Genomic DNA, 19,850 nt, shown 5'->3' with positions numbered 1-19,850 from the left:
CGATGCCGTCTGACTACGCCAAGTCGCTTGGCGCGCGGCTGCGCGCGATCCGAACACAGCAGGGTTTGTCGCTGCACGGGGTGGAGGAGAAGTCCCGCGGCCGCTGGAAGGCCGTCGTGGTGGGCTCCTACGAGCGTGGCGACCGCGCGGTGACCGTGCAGAAGCTCGCCGAACTGGCCGATTTCTACGGGGTGCCGGTGTCCGAGCTGCTTCCCGGGGGCGCCGCGCCCTCGCCATTGCTGCCCACACCGAAGCTGGTGATCGACCTTGAGCGCCTTGGCCAGTTGCCGAAGGACAAGGCCGGACCGCTGGCCCGCTACGCGCAGACGATCCAGTCGCAGCGCGGCGACTACAACGGCAAGGTGCTGAGCATCCGCCAGGAGGACCTGCGCTCCCTGGCCGTCATATACGACCGGTCCCCGGCCGAGCTGACCGAGGAGTTCATCGCCTGGGGCGTCCTCGACGCCGAGGCGCGCCGCGCGGTCGAGTCGTTCTGATCCCACGATCACCCCACCGCGAACAGGGGTGATCGTGCTGGTCATTTCGGACAAATAACGCTAAAACTTCCTTCACGGTTTCCCCACGTGGAGGAAGATCACATGAGGCTGTCCCGGGCCGAGCGGCGCGTTCTCGACGAGATCGCGGGCCACTTCCGCCAGAGCGACCCCCAGCTCGCCCAGGACCTCTCAGAGCACGGCTCAGAGGACGCCTACGTCCCGATCCTCCCGGCCTTCATGACCGGCCGCCCCGCCATGGCCGTCGCCGGGATCGTGCTGATAACGGCCTTTTTGATGCCCTTCATCGCGATCAACTAGCGTTTGACCACATTCGGTGACGGGCAGGTCGCCGAACATGACGTTCACCGTCGCCTCCGAGGTCGGGCACCTCCACCACGTGCTGCTGCACGCCCCCGACCTGGCGCTGAAGCGGCTCACCCCCAGCAACATGGCGGACCTCCTCTTCGACGACGTGCTGTGGGTCGCCAGGGCCGTCGAGGAGCACGAGGAGTTCCAGAAGGTCCTGCGTGACCGGGGCGTCCGGGTCACCCTGCTGCACGACCTGCTCCGCGAGACCGCCGAGATCCCCGAGGCCCGCAAGCACATCCTCGACGGCGGCGTCGACGACCGGTTCATCGGCCCGATGGCCGCCGACGCGATCCGCAACACCCTCGACTCCCTCGACGCCGCGACCCTCGCCTCCCACCTCACCGGCGGGCTGACCAAGCGCGAGACGCTGGAGCTCGGCTGCGACCCCAAGTCGCTGGTCTTCCACTCGCTCGACCCCGACGACTTCGTGCTGCCGCCGCTGCCCAACCACCTCTACACGCGCGACACGTCGTGCTGGATCTACGACGGCGTCTCGGTCAACGCAATGCGCAAGCGGGCCCGGCGCCGCGAGACGGTCAACATGGAGGCCGTCTACCGCTTCCACCCGATGTTCGCCGGGGAGCGGTTCGGGGTCTGGTATCCCGGCACGTCGATGGCCCCGGCCACCGTCGAGGGCGGCGACGTCCTGGTGATCGGGCGGGGGGCGGTGCTGGTCGGGATGAGCGAGCGCACCCAGCCGCAGGCCGTCGAGATGCTCGCCAAGAACCTGTTCGCGGCCGGTTCGGCCACGGTGATCGTGGCGCTGCGGCTGCCGCAGGCGCGCGCGTTCATGCACCTCGACACGGTGATGACCAACGTCGACGTCGGGGTGTTCACCAAGTACGCGGGGCTGGGCATGCTGCCGTCGTACACGATCGAGCCCGGGGACACCGACAAGGAGCTGAAGGTCACCGACCACGCGCCCGAGGACATGCACCGCGCGATCGCCCGCGCCCTCGGCCTCGACGACATCCGGGTGCTGACCCCGACCCAGGACGTGCACGCCGCCGAGCGCGAGCAGTGGGACGACGGCTGCAACGTGCTGGCCGTCGAACCCGGCGTCGTCGTCGGCTACGAGCGCAACACCACGACCAACAACTTCCTGCGGGCCAACGGGGTCGAGGTCATCACGATCCGGGGCAGCGAACTGGGCCGGGGACGCGGCGGCCCGCGCTGCATGAGCTGCCCCCTGGAGCGGGACGGGATCTGATGAAGATCCTGAACGGATACGCGCCCGATCTGCGGGGCCGCGACGCGCTGGCGCTGTCCGGCGTCATCGCGACGGCCCTGAGCGCCCACGTGACCGTCGCGAACGTGCGCCCGGCGACCTGGGAGACGCCGGGCCACGGCCGGGTCGACGCCGAGTGGAAGGCTTATCTGCGCGACCGGCAGGCCGCCGCGCTGGCCGCCGCCGCGAAGGCCGGCGAGGAGGCGGGCCTGCGCGACGTCGCACCCGCCACCACCGTCCACCGCAGCGCCGGGCTGGGCCTGATCCGCCTGGCCGCCCAGGAGGAGTCGGACCTCATCGTCATCGGCTCCGGCCCGCACGGCCCTCGCGACCGCATCGCCGTCGGCGGCACCGCCGACGAACTGCTGCACCTGTCGCGCACCCCGGTGGGCATCGCGCCGCGCGGCTACGCGGTCGACCCGCCCGAGACGCTGACCCGCCTCACCTTCGCCTACCTCAAGTCGCCCACCTGCGACGACGGGCTCCTGCTGGCCATCAGGGCGGCGGGGAAACTCCAGCTCCCGCTGCGCCTGATCACCGTCCTGCTGAAGGAGCACGGCACCCCGCCGGTCGAGGAGGGCATCCTCGAAGAGGTCCGCGAGCAGTGTGAACGCGATCTGCGCGCCGCCGTCCAGGGCCCGCGCCGGACCGCGGCCCTCCGCTGTGGCGTCAGCACCGAGGTGGTGGCCGGCCCCGACGCGACCAGGGCCCTGGCCGAGACGACGTGGCTGCCGGGCGAGCTCCTGATCTGCGGGTCGTCGTCGGCCGGGCCACTGCGGCGGGTCTTCGTCGGCGACATGTCCCTGAAGATCGTCCGGGCCGCCCCCTGCCCGGTGGTCCTCCTGACCCGCTCGTCGACCCGCTAGGCCGGCTGGCGGAGCGGCGCCAGGGCGCGGCTCCAGGCGACGACCTCGTCGAGCATGGTGGTGAGGGTGGCCACCTGGTAGTCGCTCGGCGCGATCTTGGTGAACTCCAGGAAGTCGGTGAACAGCGACAGCGCCACGTTGGTGCGCACGTCGGCCATCTTGAGCTCGCCGCCGATCAGCCGCAGGTGCTCGGCCGCCCGCGCGCCGCCGACGCCGCCGTACGACACCACGCCGAAGGCCTTGTTGTTCCACTCGGCGAACAAATAGTCGATCGCGTTCTTGAGCACGCCCGACGTCGAGTGGTTGTACTCGGGCGTCACCATGACGAAGCCGTCGTAGGAGGCGATCTTGGCCGCCCACTCCTTGGTGTGGGTGTTCTGGTACTGCCCCATCGCCGGGGACATGGGCTCGTCGAAGTGCGGGAGCGGGTAGTCGAGCAGGTCGACGAGCTCGAAGGTGGCGTCGGTGCGCTGCGAGGCGTGCTCCAACACCCACCGGGCGACCTGCTCGCCGTTGCGGCCGGGACGGGTGCTGCCGAGGATGATGCCGATGCGCGTCATGGAAGGGGTCCTCTCACCTGCTTGGTAACCAATGAGTACTGAGTACACGTCGGTAACCGGTAACTTCAACTGAACCCAGTCACATGAAGGGGACCGACTCACCCGAGGTCGTCGAGCTCCCCGGCGGCCTCGTCGAAGGCCCTGCGGTTGGCGACGATCGTGTCCTGGTTGTCGGCGGCCCATCGGGCCAGGCCGAGAACCGGCTCGGTGAGGGTGTGGCCGAACGCGGTGACCTCGTATTCGACGCGCGGCGGGATCTCGGGGTAGATCGTGCGCTTCACGATGCCGTCGCGTTCGAGGTTACGCAGGGTGAGGGTGAGCATGCGGCGCGAGATGCCGGGAGTCGTGCGCAGCAGCTCGGTGAACCGCATAGAGCCGGTGTCGAGCAGCCCGATGAGGATCAGGCTCCACTTGTCGCCGACCCGGTCGAGCACGGATCGGAACACCTCGGGGTCGTGTTCGAGGCACATGCGGCCCATCGAACGCATCACCCGATCGGCATCGGCCTGATGGGACACGGCAGCCACCCCTCTTCGGTTACCAAAGATTACCGTCGAGGGGCGGCGCCGCTAACCCGCCATGGGCAGGGTCTCCTGGGTGGTCACGCCGAGGGTGGACTCGATGATGGTGACGAAGGCGGTCGCCTCGACGATGAGCTCTTCGGCGTCGTGGGCGCTCACCAGGTGGACCAGCCCGGCCTCGGCCGCGGCGCGCTTCTTGGCGCTGACGGCGAAGTAGGCGGCCCACTGGGACAGTTCGGGCTGGACTTCGGGAAGGAGCTCCCACGCGCTGCGCAGGCGGCGGCGCCGACCGTCGATCGGCTGGGGGCGGGCGGCGAGGATGGCCGCGGCCGAACGGAGAGCGGCCATGTGGGCGTGGATGTAGCGGTCGGCCGGGTTGCCCGCCAGTGCCGCGGCGGCGAGGCAGGCGCGTGCGTCGGTGAGATGCGCGAGGACGGTCCGCGACACCTTGGGGCCGCTGGAGGGCCCGGTCGGGGCGGCCCCGTGGCCGTTCTGCTGCGGTCCGGTCATGGTGGTTCGGCCTCCTAAACGAGTGGCCACCGGCGGTCTCGTCGCCGGTCAGGGTCAACAGTCGCAGACCCCACCGACATTTCCGCCGGATCGGTCGGCCGGACGAGGAGCTTCCCCTCTCCCCGTCCGGCCCGAAGCTGTGGGGCCGCGGCACCCGCCCTTCCGCCGATGGCAGACGCCCGGACCCACGTGGTGAGAGCGAGCCGCGAGTCCCGCTCCCACCTCATCGAACATAGATTCGACCCAGGCGAAAGTCAAGAATGTTCGAAAACTCGTTCGATCACGGGTGCGGACATGAAAAACGGGCCCCGCCGGAGCGGGGCCCGTTTCGTCGAGCGGGGTCAGCGCTGGAACTTGCCGCGCACGATGACCGGCACGCCCTTGCCCAGCAGGCCGGGGAGCACCTCCGCCACGTGCATTGGCAGCCGCACGCAGCCGTGCGACGCCGGGTAGAGCGGGACCGACAGCGCGCCGTGGAAGGCGATGCCGCCGTTGAAGAAGATGGGGTTGTAGAGCTCGCCCAGGTAGGACTTGTGCCAGCCGTCGCGCCGCCAGGTCGTCTTGAACGTCCCGGTGGGGGTGCGCGCGTCACCCGTGAACTTCTGGCGGGTGCCGTTCCACGTCGCGTATTCGACGTAGGGGATGCCGCTGCCCGACGAGATGTGCGAGATGAGCTTGATCTGGCCCTTCACGTACAGGACCAGGATCTGGGTCGACAGGTTGACCTCGGCCCGGGTCGGCTTGCCGGTCGGCACCAGGACCTTGGGCAGCTTCGGGTTCTCCAGGGCCCGCCAGGTCTTGGCGACGATGGTGCTGGTCGGCGTGATGCCGTTGACCTTCTGGAAGGCCCAGACGGCCGTCTGCGTGGCGCCGCCATACTGGCCGTCGATCTTGCCGGGCATGTAGCCCAGCGCCTTCAGGCGGGTCTGCAGCGCCTTGACGACGCTGCCCTTCTGCCCGAACTTCAGTGTCTTGCCCGGTGCGACCCAGTCGGCCGCCGTCTGTGTTGCCTGTGTCTGCGTTACCGCCACCGGTGCCGCCATGGCCGGTGGCGAGATCGCCAGCACGGCCCCCGCCGTGACCATCGCGGCGGCGACAGCCAGAGACTGCCGAACCCCCATTGCTACCAACCCCTCCAAAGTGCACAAAGCTCGGGTCAAAGGACCATAACCCAACGACTGATAGGTCCATATGCAGGGCATGGTGTCGTTATCAACACGCCATGTCCCATCCGATCTGTTTAGAGTTGGCGCGTGCCAGAAAAGTTGCCGCCGAGCGCCGTCCACATCGCCGGAATCCTCCGGGAGCATGGGGCGACCGGTGAGATCGTCCTGTTCGAGGAGGCGACGCCGACCGCCGCGACGGCCGCCGCCCAGCTCGGGTGCGAGGTCGGCGCGATCGCCAACAGCCTCGTCTTCGACGCCGACGGCGCCCCTCTGCTGGTGCTCACCAGCGGCGCCCACCGGGTCGACACCACGCTGGTCGCCTCGCTGGTCGGGGCTTCGAAGGTGCGGCGAGCGACGCCCGAATTCGTCCGTGAGCACACCGGGCACCCCATCGGCGGCGTGGCCCCGATCGGGCATCCGGCGCCGGTGCGCACCCTCGTCGACACGTGGCTCGGCAAGCATCCGGTCGTCTGGGCGGCGGCCGGTCATCCCCACACGGTCTTCCCGACGACGTTCGACGAGCTCGTCGCGCTGACCGGGGGTACACCCGCCGACGTGGCCTGATCGGCTAGGGTGCGGAGGATGATCGAGATGCGCCGGGTGGGGCCTGAGAGCTTCGCCTCGGAACTGCGCACGGTCCTGGGCATCTACACGGCCGCCATGCGCCCGCCGCCCGACCAGCTGTCGGGTCGGCTGGCCATAATGCGCAACCACACGACATATCCGGCGTTCACCGGCGTGCTGGCCACCACCGAGACCGGCGAGATCGGCGGCTTCGCCTACGGCTTCCACGGCGCCCACGGCCAGTGGTGGCACGACGTCGTCAAGCGCTCCCTGTTCGAGCGCGCCGGCCCGCTGGTCGCCGACGACTGGTTCGGCGACGCCCTGGAGCTGGCCGAGATCCACGTCCACCCCGACCACCAGAGCAAGGGCGTCGGCCGCCGCATGATCCACGCGATGTGCGAAGACCGCCCCGAACGCACCGCCGTCCTGTCCACCCACGACGCGCCCACCGCGGCCCGCCACCTCTACGCGAGCCTCGGCTTCTACGACCTCATGACCGCCTTCGCCTTCCCGGGCGGCTCTGAGCTCTACGCGATCGCGGGCGCCCGCCTCCCGCTCATCCGCTAAAAGCTCATTTTTCCGTTACGGCTCACGCCTGGCCGGCCCCGCCCACCGCCCCCGCTCCACACCGTTTCCGGCGCCAACCACCCGCTCCCGGCCCGCCCCGCAACGACGCCGGTCCGGCCGAAAACAGGCCCAGGGCAACCCCCCGACACCCGATGAAGGCGACCCTGCACCCCGGGCATCAACAGTCGCCGGAGCCCCGGGATTCAGTCGCCCGAGACCCGGCGGATTCGCAGTTCCACCAGCACCGAGCGGCCGCCATTCGGTCGCCCGAGACCCGGCGGGTTCGCCGCACCAGCACCGAGCCTTCGCCTTTCAGCCGCCCGAGACCCGGCGGATTCGCCGTTCCACCAGCACCGAGCCTTCGCCATTCAGCCGCCCGAGGCGCCCGGTTGGTTCGTCATTCCACCAGCACCGAGTGGTCGCCAGCATCAGCCCTTCGCCGACACCCCAGGTTCCAGCAGTCGCCGGAGCCCGGGATTCAGCAATGGCCGACATCGTAGGGATCAGTCGTCGCTGACGTCGCGACCATTAGCAGTCGCCGGAAATACAGGCATCAGTCGTCGGTGACATCGCGGGCATCAGCGGTCGGCGGCGCCTCAGGCTTCAGCGTTCATGGAGGGCAAGATCACCCTGACCGGCCGAATCAGCGCCTGGCAGGTGTGGCCAGGCGCCGATCAACGGGCTTCTCTCAGGCCAGCGGGACCGCCGGCATCAAGGCCTGGTAGACCTCGCGGGTCGCGTTCGAGCGGTTGAAGGTGATGAAGTGGATGCCCGGTGCGCCCTCGTCGAGGAGCTTGCGGCACAGTTCGATGCCGTGTTCGATGCCGATGCGGTAGACCGCGTCGGGGTCGTCTTTGAACTTCTCGAAGCGCGCCGCGACCTTCGGCGGGAACGGCGCCCCGGACAGCTGCTCGGAGCGGGCGATCGTGCCGAACTTGGTGACCGGCATGATGCCGGGGATGATCGGGGTGCCGCAGCCCGCCGCCGCGACCCGGTCGCGCAGGCGCAGGTAGTCGTCGGCCTCGAAGAACATCTGGGTGATCGCGTAGTCGGCGCCCGAGCGGCACTTGCGTACGAAGAACTCGACGTCGGACTCGATCGAGGGCGACCGCGGGTGCTTGTAGGGGAAGGCCGCCACCCCGACGCAGAACTCGCCCGACTGGCGGATCAGCCGGACCAGGTCTTCGGCGTAGTGCACGCCCTCGGGGTGGGCGATCCACTCGCCCATCGGGTCGCCGGGCGGGTCGCCCCGGACGGCCAGGATGTTGCGCACACCCGCGTCGGCGAAGCGGCCGATGAGGTGGCGCAGTTCGCGGATCGAGTGGTTGACGGCGGTGAAGTGGGCGACCGGCGTCAGCGTGGTGCTGTGGGCGATGCGCTCGACGATCTCGACGGTGCGGTCGCGGGTGGACCCTCCGGCGCCGTAGGTGACCGAGACGAACGTCGGCTTCAGCGACTCCAGTTCCCGGATCACCCGCCAGAGCTGAACCTCCGCCTCAGGAGTGCGCGGCGGGCCGAACTCGAACGAGAACGACCGTTCGCCTGCCGCGAGCAACTCCTTCACGGTGGCGACGCGGTCGGGAAAGCGTGAGGGGAGACCCAGAGCCATGCGGCCAAGGCTACTAGTCCCGCGGGAAAGAGGCGGGAACGCCTTCGCATGAAGATCGAATTCAACCTCACCTATAACAACCACCCCGGCAGATGAACGAATCGATCACCTCCAGATACCCTCATTACATGACAAATGCCACCGCGCCTTTGGACTTCATCCGCCCCGAGGTGGATCGGGCCCTCAAGCGCTTCATCGACCGCCACCGGATGGCGTTCGACGACCCCGATCTGGCCGTTGTGCTGGGCGCGGTGCAGGACTTCCTCACGGGTGGCAAACGCCTGCGCCCGGCCTTCTGCTACTGGGGCTGGCGCGCCGCCGGGGGCGCCGACGACCCGGGGGTGATCTCGGCCGCGGCGGCCCTGGAGCTGCTCCAGGCGAGCGCGCTCGTCCACGACGACGTCATGGACTCCAGCGACCTGCGGCGCGGCATGCCCTCGGCGCACCGGCGCTTCGAGAAGCTGCACGTCGACTCCGGGTGGCACGGGTCGGCGGTCCAGTTCGGCGAGGGCGCGGCGATCCTGGTCGGCAACCTGCTCCTCATCTGGGCGGGCGAGCTGTGGCGGACCTCCGGCGTGCCCGCCGAGGGCGTCGAGGCCGCGCAGCCGGTCTTCGACCACATGCTGACCGAGCTGATGAACGGCCAGTACCTCGACCTGCTCGCCCAGGCCCACGGCGAGAACTCCTTCGAGAGCGCCCGGCGGGTGGCCCTGTTCAAGAGCGGCAAGTACTCCGTCGAACATCCGCTGCGCCTCGGCATGACCCTGGCGGCCCGGTCACGTGAAGACTGGATCGACCAGGTCTGCGCGGGCTACGGCCAGAACGTCGGCATCGCCTTCCAGCTGCGCGACGACGTCCTCGGCGTCTTCGGCGACCCCGCCGAGACCGGCAAGCCCGCCGGAGACGACCTGCGCGAGGGCAAGCGCACGATGCTCATCGCCCGCACCCTGGAGCTCGCGTCCGCCTCCCAGGCCCAGACCGTGCGCACCCTCGTCGGCGACCCGAAACTCGACTCCGAGGGCGTGGAAACGCTGCGAGGCGTCATCGTCGACACGGGCGCCCTCGCCTCGGCCGAGGACCTCATCACCACGTACGTAAAGGAGGCCCTGTCGGTCCTCGACGCGGCCCCCATCACGGCCGACGCCCGAGAAGCCCTCAAAGCCCTCGCCATCGCGGCGACGACCCGGCGCAACTAGACGAGTCCGGAAATATCCGGCCCATCGGGCCGGATACAGCGGCGACCGCGCACCCCTCGATACCGCGATACATCCGGCGCAACAGGCCGGGTCACCTCCGACCGCGGACGGCTCAATCTCGCGACATATCCCGCCCAGCAGGCCGGATCCCAGACGACGACGCCAACATGAAAGAACGCGCTGCCGCGCACACCTCGATACCGCGACACATCCCGCCCAGCGGGCCGGATCCCAGACGACGACGCCAGCGTGAAAGAAGGCGTTGCCGCGCACAACGCGATACCGCGTCCCGCAACGGCCGTCGCGGTCGCGGGAAGCCGGTTCAGGCCGTCTTGAGGCGGTTGCTCAGCTCTTGGGCCGCCGCCTTCGGGTCTTCGGCCTCGGTGATGGCGCGTACGACGACCACGCGGGTCGCGCCCTGGGCGAGGACCTCGTCGAGGTTGCCCAGGTCGATGCCGCCGATGGCGAACCAGGGCCGCGCGGCACCCAGGCCCGAGGCGTGGGCCAGCAGTGGGAGGCCCGGTGCGGGCCGGCCTGGCTTCGTGGGTGTCGGCCAGGTCGGGCCGCAGCAGTAATAGTCCACGCCCGGTTCCGACGCTGCCACGGTGGCCTCGTCGAAGGCGTGGGTCGAACGGCCGATCACGATCTCCTCGCCCAGGAGGGCGCGGGCGATCGGTACGGGTAGGTCGTCTTGACCCAGGTGAAGCACGTCGGGACCGAACCCGGCGGCCGTGGCCGCGTAGGCGATGTCCGCCCGGTCGTTGACCGACAGAAGGGCTCCGTGCCGGTCGCAGGCCGCGCGGAAGACCTCGAGGAGGGCGAGTTCCTCCCGCGCCTCCAGGCCCTTCTCACGGAGCTGGACGATGTCCACCCCGCCGGAGAGCGCGGCGTCGAGGAATTCGACCAGGTCGCCACGCTCTCGGCGGCCATCGGTGCACAGGTACAGGCGGGAGTTGGCGAGTCTGCGCCGGGAGGGATCGGTCACCCGCCCCACGATGCCATGGGGCCGTTAGAACCCGAGTGCCTGGGCCCGCCGCTTCACCTCGGTGTGGCGCCCGGCCTTGATGGCGTCGATCGGGGCGCCGGGCAGCGACTCGTCGGGAGTGAAAAGCCATCTGATGGACTCGAGTTCGCTGAAGCCCGCGTCGGCGAGCACGGTCAGCGTTCCCGGGAGACCCTTGATGACGTCGCCTCCGGCGATGAACACCGCCGGGATCTGCGGCTCCCCGCCGCCCCTGCGGGCGCCGACGAGCTTCTTGTCTTTGATGAGCTGCTTCGCCCTGCCGATGCTGAGCTGGAGCTTCTTCGCTACGTCCGAGAGAGGGAGCCACTCCCCCACGAGCTGGTCGGTGTCTCGGTCGATCTGCGCAACTGTAAGCGTCACGAATCCACCATTACCACACGGCCGCCTCCACGAAACACCCAGTTTACGCCACGGTGCAGTCTCGAAGGGTAACGCTTGGGTCGGCGAGGCGGGTGGCGTCGAGCCTTTGCCGTCCTTCGACGAGACGTCTGCCTTGCACCAGATCGCGTGGTCTGTCGACCGTGAGGATGGCGACCAGGCGGTGGTCGGCGGTCAGCCAGCAGGCCGCCCACTTGGCGTCGGTCTCGGGGTCGCCGCGCAGGACCAGGTTGGCGCCGTGGTGGTGACCGGCGTACTGGACCATGCGGCCGAACTGCTCGGACCAGAAATAGGGCACCGGGTCGTAGATCGCGTTCTCGCCCATCAAGGTCGCCGCGGCGGTGTCGGGCGCGCCTAGGGCGGTGTCCCAGTGTTCGACGCGCATGCGGCGGCCGAAGCGGCGGCTGTACCAGTTGGCGCAGTCGCCCACGGCGACCACGTTGGGCGAGAAGCTGCGCAGGTGCTCATCGACCAGCACGCCGTTGTCGAGTTCGACGTCGGAGCCGTCGAGCCAGGCGACGTTGGGGCGTACCCCGACCCCGGTGACGACCACGTCGGCCGGGATCCTGTCGCCGTTCATCAGGGTGAGGCCGTCGGGGTCGACGGTGCCCACGGTGGCGTCGAGCAGCAGGTCGATGCCCGCCTCGGCGTACCAGGGGATCATGTACCTGCCGATGGGCAGGGCGGTGGAGACGGGGGCGTCGCCCGCCTCGACGACGGTCACGCGGCAGCCCGCCCGCGCGGCGGCGGTGGCGACCTCGGCGCCGATCCAGCCCGCGCCGATGACGGCGACGCGGGCGCCCTCGACCAGGCTGGCCCGCAGCGCGAGGGCGTCGTCAATGGTGCGCAGGACATGCTGGTGGCCCTCTCCGCGCAGGCGGATCGGGGTGGCGCCGGTGGCGACGACCAGGCCGTCGAAGGAGAGCTCGCCGTCGGTCGTGGACAGGACGCCGTCGCGCAGGCCCTTGGCCGCGGTGCCGAGCATGAGGCGGACGTTCAGCGCCTCGAGATCGGAGTCGACGACCGTGGAGTCGGCGTCGCCGAGGAGGACCGCCTTCGACAGGGGCGGGCGGTCATAGGGACGATGAGGCTCCTCGCCGACCAAAGTGATGCGCCCTGGGTATCCGTGGGCCCTTAACGCCTCGACACTCCGGACGCCGGCCAGGCCGGCCCCCACCACCACGACGTGATCCACGAGTAGACCCTAGATTGCCGACGGGCCCACCCGCCAATGGAGATTCGGTAACGAATTGAGTAAGTAGCTCGCACATCAGAGCGATTCCGTGTTGTGCGCATCAGATCAATTCGCATTACTCTGGGACAAAGACGCGCGGGAGTCCGGCTGACCGGGCTGAGAGGGGAACTCCACAGGTTCCCGACCGCTATCGAACCTGATCCGGATCATGCCGGCGAAGGGAGCGCGATGAACGCTTCAGATGTATTCGTGATCGGCGGCGGTATCGCCGGTCTGTCGATCGCGTGGCGGGCCGCCTCGCGGGGCCTGACCGTCACGCTGGCCGACCCCGACCCGGGTTCGCGGGCGACGCGCGCCTCGGCGGGCATGCTGGCGCCGGTCAGCGAGGTCACCTACACCGAGGAACCATTGCTGCGCCTCGGCCTCGCCTCGCTGGAGCGGTGGCCCGAGTTCGCGGGCGAGCTCGAACAGGCCAGCGGGGTCCCGGTCGATCTCCGTTCCGACGGCACGGTCGAGGTCGCCTACGACGCCGACGACCTGGCCCAGCTCGACGAACTGGCCGCCTTCGAGGAGAAGCTCGGGCTGCGGGTGGAGCGGCTGACCGGGCGCCAGTGCCGCCAGGCCGAGCCGATGCTCTCGCCCAACGTCCGGGGCGGGCTGCTGGCCCGCGACGACCTGTGGGTCAACCCCCGCAGGGTCACCCAGGCCCTCCAGAAGGCCTTCCAGAACGCGGGCGGGAAGATCGTCAAAGAGCACGTCACCTCTCTCGACGGGATACCGGGCCAGATCGTGGTCGCCGCCGGTGCCTGGACGCCGAGCCTGCTCCCCGGGCTGCCGGTCCGGCCGGTGAAGGGGCAGATCCTGCGGCTGCGCGGCCCGCGCGGCCTCCTCCAGAAGTGTGTACGCGGCAAGGTGCGCGGCTCCGACGTCTACCTGGTCCCCCGCGACGACGGCGAGATCGTGGTCGGCGCGACGATGGAGGAGCTCGGGTTCGACACCCGGGTGACCGCGGGCGGCGTCTACGAACTGCTGCGCGACGCGCGCGAACTCGTCCCGGGGATCACCGAGCTCGACCTGGCCGAGACCTTCGCGGGGCTGCGGCCCGGCACCCCCGACAACCTCCCCTACGTCGGCAGGCACGGCGGCGTGTGGGTGGCGGCCGGTCACCACCGCGCGGGCGTGCTGCTCGCGCCGCTGACGGCCGACGCCGTCGTCGCCGGTCTCCACGGCGACCCCAACCCGATGCCCGAGTGCGACCCGGCGAGGATCTGAATGCGCATCACGATCAACGGCGACCCCTGCGACCTCGACGACGGGGCGACGGTGACGAAGGCCGTGCACACACTGACCTCGCAGGCCGCGGGGATCGCGGTGGCGGTCAACGACGAGGTGGTCAGCCGGGGCGCGTGGGACGCGACCCCGCTGGCCGAGGGCGACCGGGTCGAGGTTCTGACCGCGGTCCAGGGAGGCTGAGGCACCGATGGACGATCCCCTGCTGATCGGCGGCGAGGAGTTCGGCTCGCGGCTCATCATGGGCACCGGCGGCGCTCCGTCGCTGGAAGTGCTCGACCGGGCGCTGGCGGCCTCGGGCACCGAACTGACCACGGTCGCGATGCGCCGGCTCGACCCGGCGAGCCGCGGTTCGGTGCTGGACGTGCTGCGCGAACGCGCCATCAAAGTGCTGCCGAACACCGCCGGCTGTTTCACCGCGGGTGAGGCGGTGCTGACCGCGCGACTCGCCCGGGAGGCGCTCAATACCGATTGGGTCAAGCTCGAAGTCATCGCCGACGAGAGAACCCTGCTGCCCGATCCGATCGAGACGTTCGACGCGGCCGAACGCCTGGTCGCCGACGGTTTCGTCGTGCTTCCGTACATCGGGGACGACCCGATCCTGGCCCGGCGGCTGGAACAGGTGGGATGCGCGGCGGTCATGCCCCTGGGCTCCCCGATCGGATCCGGACTGGGCATCCGAAACCCCCACAACATCGAGCTCATCGTGGAATCCGCTCAGGTGCCGGTGATCCTGGACGCCGGGATCGGCACCGCGAGCGACGCCGCGCTGGCCATGGAACTGGGCTGCTCGGCGGTGCTGCTGGCCACCGCGGTGACCAGGGCGCGGAAGCCCGATCTGATGGCGGCGGCGATGCGCGGCGCGGTCGAGGCGGGGCGCCGGGCGTTTCTGGCGGGCCGAATTCCCCGGCGGCGATATGCTGAGGCGTCCTCGCCGGGGCGACCGTTCCAAGACGGGTAAACCTTCCTGTTTCGGTCTCGGTTTGGGATTCCTGCACTCAGCACGTGGCAAATCACCCGTAAACTCGAGGCCGTGGACACGACGCTTTCCGATCCGCTCGTCGGGCATGTGCTCGACGGTCGCTACCGCGTCGAGTCCCGGATCGCCCGGGGCGGCATGGCGTCCGTCTATTTGGCTCTGGACGTCCGGCTCGACCGCATGGTCGCGATCAAGGTGATGCACCGGTCGCTGGCAGAGGACCCCGAGTTCGTGCGGCGGTTCATCGGCGAGGCCAAGTCCGTCGCCTCGCTCTCCCACCCCAACATCGTGCACGTCTTCGACCAGGGCACCGACGGCGACCACGTCTACCTCTCGATGGAGTACTTCCCCGGCAAGACGCTGCGGGCCGTGCTCGACGAGCGGGGGCCGCTGGCGCCACGTGAGGCCCTGGAGATCATGATCCCGGTGCTGGCGGCGCTCGGGAGCGCCCACCAGGCCGGGCTGATCCACCGCGACGTGAAGCCAGAGAACGTGCTGATGACCGAAGACGGCCGGGTCAAGGTCGTCGACTTCGGGCTCGTGCGCGCCATCGAGGGCGGCAACCAGACCCGCAGCGGCGTGATGATCGGCACGGTCGGCTACATGGCGCCCGAGCAGGTCACCTCCGGCCAGGCCGACGTCCGCAGCGACGTCTACGCCGCCGGGATCATGCTGTTCGAGCTGCTCACCGGGCGTCAGCCGTTCGGCGGCGAGAGCCCGGTGTCGGTGGCCTACCGGCACGTGCACGAATCGGTGCCCGCGCCTTCTTCGTTCTCCTACGACATCCCGCCGTCGCTCGACGGGCTCGTCGCCAGGGCCACGGCCAAAGAACCGGTCGACCGGCACCACGACGCCAACGCGATGCTGGTGGCGGCCGTCGAGGTGCACCGCACCCTCCCCGCCGCCACGACCGGGCGCCACTCGGTGCCCGCCCGGCAGCAGTCGGCCGAGCAGGCGTTCTTCTCCGGCTCCCACACGATGATCCAGCCGGCCATCGAGGTCCCGGCGACCCGGCCGCCGAGGTCCCCGGCCCGGCGCGGGTTCCGCATGAACTGGTTCATCGTCGGGCTGGTCGTGGTGATGGTGGGCGGCATCGCGTTCAGCGGGTGGTATTTCACGCTCGACCGCACCGCGATCGTGCCCGACCTGGTCAAGCGCAACATCGAGGCGGCCCGCCAACTCGCCGAGAGCAACGGCTTCACCATCAAGATGGGCGAGGGCCGCTTCGACCCCAAGGTGCCCAAGGACATGGTGCTGGAGACCAGCCCGGTCAAGGGCGTCGAGGCCGAACGCGGCACGGTCATCACGATCATCGCCTCGCGCGGCCCCGAGATGGTCGGCGTGCCGAAGACCGAGGGCATGACCGAGGCCGACGCCCGGGTGGCGATGTCCGAGGCGGGGCTCAACGTGTCCCGCATCCGCCGCACCCCGAGCGACACGATAGGGCGTGGCCTGGTCATCCGCACCGATCCCGTCGTCGGCAAGAAGGTCGAGAAGGGCTCCAACGTCATCCTGGCGATCAGCATGGGCCTGCTCCTGCCCGACGTGGTGAACCTGCCGCGCGACCAGGCCGAGGCGCTGATGCGGGAGAACGGCTTCGACCCGAGCTGCATCAACGAGGTCGTCGACGACCAGCAGGCCAGCCTCGTCATTGCCCAGGAGCCGGCCGCCGGCGCCGAGGTCGACAAGGGCGCCCGGGTCTGCCTGACCGTCTCGCGCGGCCCCGACACCGGCTTCAAGTGGCCCTGGGAGCAAGACCCGTCGGTGGCCGCCCCCGACTTCGTGAACGTCCCCGACGTGCGGTTCAAGAACGTCGAAGAGGGCAAGCGCGAGTTAGAGGCGGCCGGGTTCAAGGTCCAGGTGCACAAGCTGTTCTCGCGGGGCCGTCCCGGCGGCGACAAGGGCCAGGGGCAGCGGATCCGCGGCCAGCAGCCGTTCGGTCAGCAGCCGGCCGGCAGCACCATCCATCTGTGGTTCTAGCTCAGCAGGTTTCCCAGCAGGCGTAGCCGGGCCAGGCCCCCGTCAGGGTAGATGTCGCACCTGACGTGGGTCACCGGCCGGTCGCTGTCGAGCCGGAACCGGTGCTGGGCGTCGGGCTGGAGACGGGTCTTGCCGAGGAGACTGAACCAGTCACCATCGCCGTCACGGCCCGACAGCGACAGCCAGCCGGGCGCGTTGAAGACCAGGTGGCTGGTGTCGACCTCGGCGACGGTGATCGTGCCGCGCCCGGCGAGGCGCACCGTCAGCCAGTCGTTGCCGTCGTCGCGGCGGCGCGCGGTCTCCCAGCCTTCGGCCTGGTGGCGGGCCAGGCCGGGGGCGATCACGTTGTTGGGCGAGCTGTAGAACTCGTTGGAGCACTCGATCACGCGGGCGCCGTTGGCGAGCGCGGCCAGGTCGATGGTGAGGCCGTGCAGGAACGCCGGGTCGGGCACCACCTCGCCGTGCACCCGCAGCCGGGCCACTCCCCCGTCGGGGAAGATGTTGAGCCGCACGTGCGTGTAGCGGTTCGGGTCGTCGACGGTGAACTCGTGTTCGCGGTCGCCGCCGAGGGGGCTCTTGGGCAGGATCTCGGTCCAGCCGGTCAGTTCGTGGGCGTCGAGCGGCTCGTCGACGGCGCAGGCCTCGACCGAGGCGTAGGGCGGGTAGTTGCCCTTGAACCAGGCGGTGTCGATCACCAGGCCGTGGATGCGGCCGGGCAGGCCGAGCCGGACGACCGCCCAGTCGTGCCCGGTGGTGCGCCGCCGCCGGGTCTCCCAGCCGTCGTAGATCTGGCCCTTGGCGCCGAAGTCGTGGGTCTGGAACTGGGCGGGGTAGGGGCGGATGAGCGCCTGGCGTTCGGCGAACGCCTCGTCGTTGGCGGCGATCACGGAGCCGCCGAGGCCGCGAACGGCCAGGTCGGGAAGGTGGCGGAAGGTCATCGGGCACCTCTCGTCAGGAACCGGCCGCGGCCGGGGGCCGCACCGCGGAGCCAGGTCTGCTGGACGACACCGCGCAGCGACCGCCCCTGGTAGGCGGTCACGGGGTTCTTGTGGGCCAGGTCGCCGGCCTCGACGACGAAGCCCGCCTCGGGGTCGAAGGCCACCAGGTCGGCGTCCGCGCCGACCTCGATCCGGCCCTTGTACGACAGCCCGGCGAAGTCGGCGGGACCCCGGGCCATCCATCTGACGACGTCCTCCAGAGTGAACCCCCGGGAAGAGGCCTCGGTCCAGATGGCGGGCAGGCCGAGCTGCAACGACGAGATGCCGCCCCAGGCCACGGCGAAGTCGTCGGCGCTCTTCATGTCGGCCGGGCAGGGCGAGTGGTCGGAGACGATCCCCATCAGGGTGCCGTCGGCCAGGCCCGCCCACAGGGCGTCGCGGTTGGCCGCCTCGCGGATCGGCGGGCAGCACTTGAAGGCGGTGCCGGTGACCTCCTCCGCGCTGAGGGTCAGATAGTGGGGGCAGGTCTCGGCGGTGATCCGCACCCCCGCCGTCTGGGCCTCGCGGAGCACCGCGATCGCGTCACCGGCGGAGACGTGCACGATGTGGGCCCGCGCGCCGGTCTCCCTGGCCACCGCGATCACCGTCTCGATGGCCCTGACCTCGGCCTCCTGGGTGCGCGAGCCGAGGAACTCGGCGTAGGAGGGGCCGGTGGGCTCGGTGAGCGTCCAGGGGTCTTCGGCGTGGGCGATGAGCAGGCCGTCGAAGCGGGCCAGTTCGCGCAGGGCCAGGGTGAGGCCGTTGCCGTCGAGGGCGGGGAACTCGTCGACGCCCGAGGGCGACAGGAAGCACTTCACGCCGAACACCCCGGCGTCCCACAGCGGGCGCAGGTCGCCGAGGTTGCCGGGGATGGCGCCGCCCCAGAAGCCGACGTCGACGGCGATCTGGCCGTACGCGGCCTTCTTCTTGATCTCCAGGTTGGGCACGGTCGTGGTCGGCGGCAGCGAGTTGAGCGGCATGTCGACCACCGTCGTCACGCCCCCGGCCGCCGCCGCCCGGGTGGCGGTGGCGAAGCCCTCCCAGTGGGTGCGGCCGGGTTCGTTGATGTGGACGTGCGTGTCGACCAGGCCGGGCAGCAGCGCGACGTCACCGAGGTCCAGGCCTTCTTGGGTGGTGTACGGCACCAGCCCCGCGATCCGCCCGTCGACGACGTCGACCCCGAGTGGCCGTACCCCTTCGGGGGTCACCACCCGGCGTGACCGCACCAGAACCGTCATACGCGCTCCTTCACCACACTCGCCACGAGTCGCTCCAGAAGTGGCCCCGCCTCGGCCATGCACCGGGCGGGGTCGGGCTCGATGTCCGTCAGGGCGTACGCCGCCTCGATCCCGGCCTTGCGCAGGTCGTCGTCGGAGACGTCGCGCCGCCCGCAGACCGCCACGACGGGCACGCCGTGCCGCATGGCCGCGTTGGCGACCCCGACCGGCGCCTTGCCGCGCAGCGACTGCTCGTCGAGCGAGCCCTCGCCGGTGATGACGAGGCGGGCGCCCTCGACGTGGGTCTCGAAGTCGAGCAGGCCGAGCAGGTAGGCGATGCCGGGCCGGATCGACGCGTTCAGGAAGGCGAGCGCGGCGAAGCCGACGCCTCCGGCCGCCCCGGCTCCGGGCTGCCCGGCCACGCCCATCGCGCGGACGATCCCGTCGTGCTCGATGGCCCCGGTCAGCCCGTGGGTGTGGACGGCGACGGCGGCGAGACGGGCCAGGCCGGTCTCCAGCAGGGTCACCTGGTCGGGCGAGGCGCCCTTCTGCGGGGCGTAGACGGCGGCGGCGCCGTGCGGGCCCAGCAGGGGGTTGTCGACGTCGGAGGCGACCACGTATTCGGCGGCGCCCGCGTCGAAGCCGGACAGGTCGATCTTGGCCAGGTCCTTCAGCGAGCCCCCGCCCAGCGGCAGTTCCGCGCCCTCGGCGTCGAGGAAGCGGGCGCCCAGGGCGCGGGCCAGGCCGGTGCCGCCGTCGGTGCAGGCGCTGCCGCCGAGACCCAAGACGATCTTGGTGGCGCCCTGTCGCAGGGCGTGGGAGATCAGTTCTCCGGTGCCGTAGCTGGAGGCGGTCAGGGGTTCCAGCCCGGCGGGCAGGCGGCGCAGCCCGGACGCCTCGGCCATCTCGATGACGGCGGTGTCGTCCTTGACGGCGTACGAGGCCCGGATCGGCTGTCCCGTCGGGCCGGTCACCTCGACCTCGACACGGGTGAAACCGCAGGCCGCGACGGCGTCCACGGTCCCGTCGCCGCCGTCGGCGACGGGGAGCAGCACCACGGGGACGTCGCCGAGCCCGGCGGCGACGTGGTGGGCGACCTCGGGGGCGGTCAGCGAGCCCTTGAACTTGTCGGGGGCGATGACGACGTGATCCTTCAT

22 protein-coding genes and 1 riboswitch are annotated in these 19,850 nt (G+C 70.3%); of the genes, 11 read left to right on the top strand and 11 right to left on the bottom strand.

The window, feature by feature from the left end; all coding sequences use genetic code 11:
* The first annotated feature begins 2 nt into the window (after positions 1–2).
* From bldD to ACYQ78_RS02620, 4 genes are all read left to right on the top strand, one after another.
* Complete coding sequence (bldD, locus tag ACYQ78_RS02635) at positions 3–497, top strand: transcriptional regulator BldD (RefSeq protein WP_066362246.1); 495 nt, start codon at positions 3–5, stop codon at positions 495–497.
* Between the two features lie 102 nt (positions 498–599).
* Entirely contained in the window at positions 600–815 is a 216-nt protein-coding gene (locus tag ACYQ78_RS02630) for a DUF3040 domain-containing protein (RefSeq protein ID WP_459799024.1), read from the top strand.
* Positions 816–852: 37 nt separating this feature from the next.
* Positions 853–2,076, top strand: a complete 1,224-nt coding sequence (locus ACYQ78_RS02625; RefSeq protein ID WP_459799023.1) for an arginine deiminase — start codon at positions 853–855, stop codon at positions 2,074–2,076.
* Positions 2,076–2,960, top strand: a complete 885-nt coding sequence (locus tag ACYQ78_RS02620; RefSeq protein WP_459799022.1) for a universal stress protein — start codon at positions 2,076–2,078, stop codon at positions 2,958–2,960. Before ACYQ78_RS02625 ends, ACYQ78_RS02620 begins: the two co-directional genes overlap by 1 nt.
* Here the strand turns inward: ACYQ78_RS02620 and ACYQ78_RS02615 are convergent.
* The 4 genes from ACYQ78_RS02615 to ACYQ78_RS02600 all read right to left on the bottom strand — a co-directional run bounded on the left by ACYQ78_RS02615 (position 2,957) and on the right by ACYQ78_RS02600 (position 5,672).
* The gene (locus ACYQ78_RS02615) at positions 2,957–3,520 is read right to left on the bottom strand and encodes an NADPH-dependent FMN reductase (protein ID WP_459799021.1); all 564 of its coding nucleotides are present in this window, start codon (positions 3,518–3,520) and stop codon (positions 2,957–2,959) included. The two genes, ACYQ78_RS02620 and ACYQ78_RS02615, sit on opposite strands and share 4 nt — an antisense overlap.
* A gap of 98 nt (positions 3,521–3,618) precedes the next feature.
* Positions 3,619–4,038: a winged helix-turn-helix transcriptional regulator gene (locus ACYQ78_RS02610; protein ID WP_459799020.1), complete on the bottom strand. Its 420-nt coding sequence runs from the start codon at positions 4,036–4,038 to the stop codon at positions 3,619–3,621.
* A 51-nt stretch (positions 4,039–4,089) separates the two neighbouring features.
* On the bottom strand, positions 4,090–4,551 hold the full coding sequence (locus ACYQ78_RS02605) for an SAV_6107 family HEPN domain-containing protein (RefSeq protein WP_459799019.1): 462 nt from the start codon (positions 4,549–4,551) through the stop codon (positions 4,090–4,092).
* A 341-nt stretch (positions 4,552–4,892) separates the two neighbouring features.
* Positions 4,893–5,672: a L,D-transpeptidase family protein gene (locus ACYQ78_RS02600; protein WP_459799018.1), complete on the bottom strand. Its 780-nt coding sequence runs from the start codon at positions 5,670–5,672 to the stop codon at positions 4,893–4,895.
* Positions 5,673–5,804: 132 nt separating this feature from the next.
* Between ACYQ78_RS02600 and ACYQ78_RS02595 the strand changes: the two genes are divergently transcribed.
* Together ACYQ78_RS02595 and ACYQ78_RS02590 are read left to right on the top strand one after the other, a co-directional pair.
* Entirely contained in the window at positions 5,805–6,281 is a 477-nt protein-coding gene (locus ACYQ78_RS02595; RefSeq protein WP_459799017.1) for a YbaK/EbsC family protein, read from the top strand.
* Positions 6,282–6,299: 18 nt separating this feature from the next.
* Positions 6,300–6,848 carry a GNAT family N-acetyltransferase gene (locus ACYQ78_RS02590; RefSeq protein WP_459799016.1) on the top strand — a complete coding sequence of 183 codons (549 nt, stop codon included), beginning with the start codon at positions 6,300–6,302 and terminating at the stop codon, positions 6,846–6,848.
* A 688-nt stretch (positions 6,849–7,536) separates the two neighbouring features.
* On the opposite strand, the gene metF is transcribed toward ACYQ78_RS02590, so the two are convergent.
* Positions 7,537–8,457, bottom strand: coding sequence for a methylenetetrahydrofolate reductase [NAD(P)H] (gene metF, locus ACYQ78_RS02585; protein ID WP_459799015.1), 921 nt, complete (start codon positions 8,455–8,457; stop codon positions 7,537–7,539).
* Between the two features lie 128 nt (positions 8,458–8,585).
* Here metF and ACYQ78_RS02580 point away from each other — a divergent pair, with 128 nt between their 5' ends.
* The gene (locus ACYQ78_RS02580; RefSeq protein WP_459799014.1) at positions 8,586–9,653 is read left to right on the top strand and encodes a polyprenyl synthetase family protein; all 1,068 of its coding nucleotides are present in this window, start codon (positions 8,586–8,588) and stop codon (positions 9,651–9,653) included.
* 322 nt (positions 9,654–9,975) lie between these two features.
* Here the strand turns inward: ACYQ78_RS02580 and thiE are convergent, their stop codons facing one another.
* The 3 genes from thiE to ACYQ78_RS02565 are packed head-to-tail and all read right to left on the bottom strand — an operon-like array spanning position 9,976 to position 12,250.
* Positions 9,976–10,638: a thiamine phosphate synthase gene (gene thiE, locus ACYQ78_RS02575; RefSeq protein WP_459799013.1), complete on the bottom strand. Its 663-nt coding sequence runs from the start codon at positions 10,636–10,638 to the stop codon at positions 9,976–9,978.
* 24 nt (positions 10,639–10,662) lie between these two features.
* Entirely contained in the window at positions 10,663–11,037 is a 375-nt protein-coding gene (locus tag ACYQ78_RS02570) for an Rv2175c family DNA-binding protein (protein WP_459799012.1), read from the bottom strand.
* Positions 11,038–11,080: 43 nt separating this feature from the next.
* Positions 11,081–12,250, bottom strand: coding sequence for an NAD(P)/FAD-dependent oxidoreductase (locus ACYQ78_RS02565; RefSeq protein ID WP_459799011.1), 1,170 nt, complete (start codon positions 12,248–12,250; stop codon positions 11,081–11,083).
* Positions 12,251–12,375: 125 nt separating this feature from the next.
* Positions 12,376–12,490, top strand: a riboswitch (TPP riboswitch).
* Here ACYQ78_RS02565 and thiO point away from each other — a divergent pair.
* From thiO to pknB, 4 genes are all read left to right on the top strand, one after another.
* Entirely contained in the window at positions 12,479–13,522 is a 1,044-nt protein-coding gene (thiO, locus tag ACYQ78_RS02560; protein ID WP_459799010.1) for a glycine oxidase ThiO, read from the top strand. (Overlaps the previous riboswitch by 12 nt.)
* Entirely contained in the window at positions 13,523–13,723 is a 201-nt protein-coding gene (gene thiS, locus ACYQ78_RS02555) for a sulfur carrier protein ThiS (RefSeq protein ID WP_459799009.1), read from the top strand.
* A gap of 7 nt (positions 13,724–13,730) precedes the next feature.
* Positions 13,731–14,501, top strand: coding sequence for a thiazole synthase (locus ACYQ78_RS02550; protein ID WP_459799008.1), 771 nt, complete (start codon positions 13,731–13,733; stop codon positions 14,499–14,501).
* A 72-nt stretch (positions 14,502–14,573) separates the two neighbouring features.
* Positions 14,574–16,499: a Stk1 family PASTA domain-containing Ser/Thr kinase gene (pknB, locus tag ACYQ78_RS02545; RefSeq protein ID WP_459799007.1), complete on the top strand. Its 1,926-nt coding sequence runs from the start codon at positions 14,574–14,576 to the stop codon at positions 16,497–16,499.
* Here the strand turns inward: pknB and alc are convergent.
* Genes alc through ACYQ78_RS02530 form a run of 3 tightly spaced genes read right to left on the bottom strand, consistent with a single transcriptional unit; the run spans position 16,496 to position 19,850 of the window.
* Positions 16,496–17,437 carry an allantoicase gene (alc, locus tag ACYQ78_RS02540; RefSeq protein ID WP_459799006.1) on the bottom strand — a complete coding sequence of 314 codons (942 nt, stop codon included), beginning with the start codon at positions 17,435–17,437 and terminating at the stop codon, positions 16,496–16,498. The two genes, pknB and alc, sit on opposite strands and share 4 nt — an antisense overlap.
* Positions 17,434–18,714: an allantoinase AllB gene (gene allB / locus ACYQ78_RS02535; RefSeq protein WP_459799005.1), complete on the bottom strand. Its 1,281-nt coding sequence runs from the start codon at positions 18,712–18,714 to the stop codon at positions 17,434–17,436. The genes alc and allB overlap by 4 nt, the downstream gene beginning before the upstream one ends.
* Positions 18,711–19,850, bottom strand: coding sequence for a glycerate kinase (locus tag ACYQ78_RS02530; RefSeq protein WP_459799004.1), 1,140 nt, complete (start codon positions 19,848–19,850; stop codon positions 18,711–18,713). The genes allB and ACYQ78_RS02530 overlap by 4 nt, the downstream gene beginning before the upstream one ends.

The sequence above is a fragment of the Herbidospora sp. RD11066 genome (genome assembly GCF_054661255.1).
Note: the sequence above shows the minus strand (reverse complement) of the source record. Positions and strands in the feature narration are given on the sequence as shown.

What these genes read in the sequence shown, in the direction of transcription:
- thiO (WP_459799010.1), top strand. Translation starts at nt 12,479, where the DNA reads ATGAACGCTTCAGATGTATTCGTGATCGGCGGCGGTATCGCCGGTCTG.
- ACYQ78_RS02630 (WP_459799024.1), top strand. Translation starts at nt 600, where the DNA reads ATGAGGCTGTCCCGGGCCGAGCGGCGCGTTCTCGACGAGATCGCGGGC.
- ACYQ78_RS02625 (WP_459799023.1), top strand. Translation starts at nt 853, where the DNA reads ATGACGTTCACCGTCGCCTCCGAGGTCGGGCACCTCCACCACGTGCTG.
- ACYQ78_RS02580 (WP_459799014.1), top strand. Translation starts at nt 8,586, where the DNA reads ATGACAAATGCCACCGCGCCTTTGGACTTCATCCGCCCCGAGGTGGAT.
- alc (WP_459799006.1), bottom strand. Translation starts at nt 17,437, where the DNA reads ATGACCTTCCGCCACCTTCCCGACCTGGCCGTTCGCGGCCTCGGCGGC.
- bldD (WP_066362246.1), top strand. Translation starts at nt 3, where the DNA reads ATGCCGTCTGACTACGCCAAGTCGCTTGGCGCGCGGCTGCGCGCGATC.
- thiS (WP_459799009.1), top strand. Translation starts at nt 13,523, where the DNA reads ATGCGCATCACGATCAACGGCGACCCCTGCGACCTCGACGACGGGGCG.
- metF (WP_459799015.1), bottom strand. Translation starts at nt 8,457, where the DNA reads ATGGCTCTGGGTCTCCCCTCACGCTTTCCCGACCGCGTCGCCACCGTG.
- ACYQ78_RS02530 (WP_459799004.1), bottom strand. Translation starts at nt 19,850, where the DNA reads ATGAAGGATCACGTCGTCATCGCCCCCGACAAGTTCAAGGGCTCGCTG.
- ACYQ78_RS02615 (WP_459799021.1), bottom strand. Translation starts at nt 3,520, where the DNA reads ATGACGCGCATCGGCATCATCCTCGGCAGCACCCGTCCCGGCCGCAAC.
- ACYQ78_RS02620 (WP_459799022.1), top strand. Translation starts at nt 2,076, where the DNA reads ATGAAGATCCTGAACGGATACGCGCCCGATCTGCGGGGCCGCGACGCG.
- allB (WP_459799005.1), bottom strand. Translation starts at nt 18,714, where the DNA reads ATGACGGTTCTGGTGCGGTCACGCCGGGTGGTGACCCCCGAAGGGGTA.
- ACYQ78_RS02550 (WP_459799008.1), top strand. Translation starts at nt 13,731, where the DNA reads ATGGACGATCCCCTGCTGATCGGCGGCGAGGAGTTCGGCTCGCGGCTC.
- ACYQ78_RS02590 (WP_459799016.1), top strand. Translation starts at nt 6,300, where the DNA reads ATGATCGAGATGCGCCGGGTGGGGCCTGAGAGCTTCGCCTCGGAACTG.
- ACYQ78_RS02605 (WP_459799019.1), bottom strand. Translation starts at nt 4,551, where the DNA reads ATGACCGGACCGCAGCAGAACGGCCACGGGGCCGCCCCGACCGGGCCC.
- ACYQ78_RS02600 (WP_459799018.1), bottom strand. Translation starts at nt 5,672, where the DNA reads ATGGGGGTTCGGCAGTCTCTGGCTGTCGCCGCCGCGATGGTCACGGCG.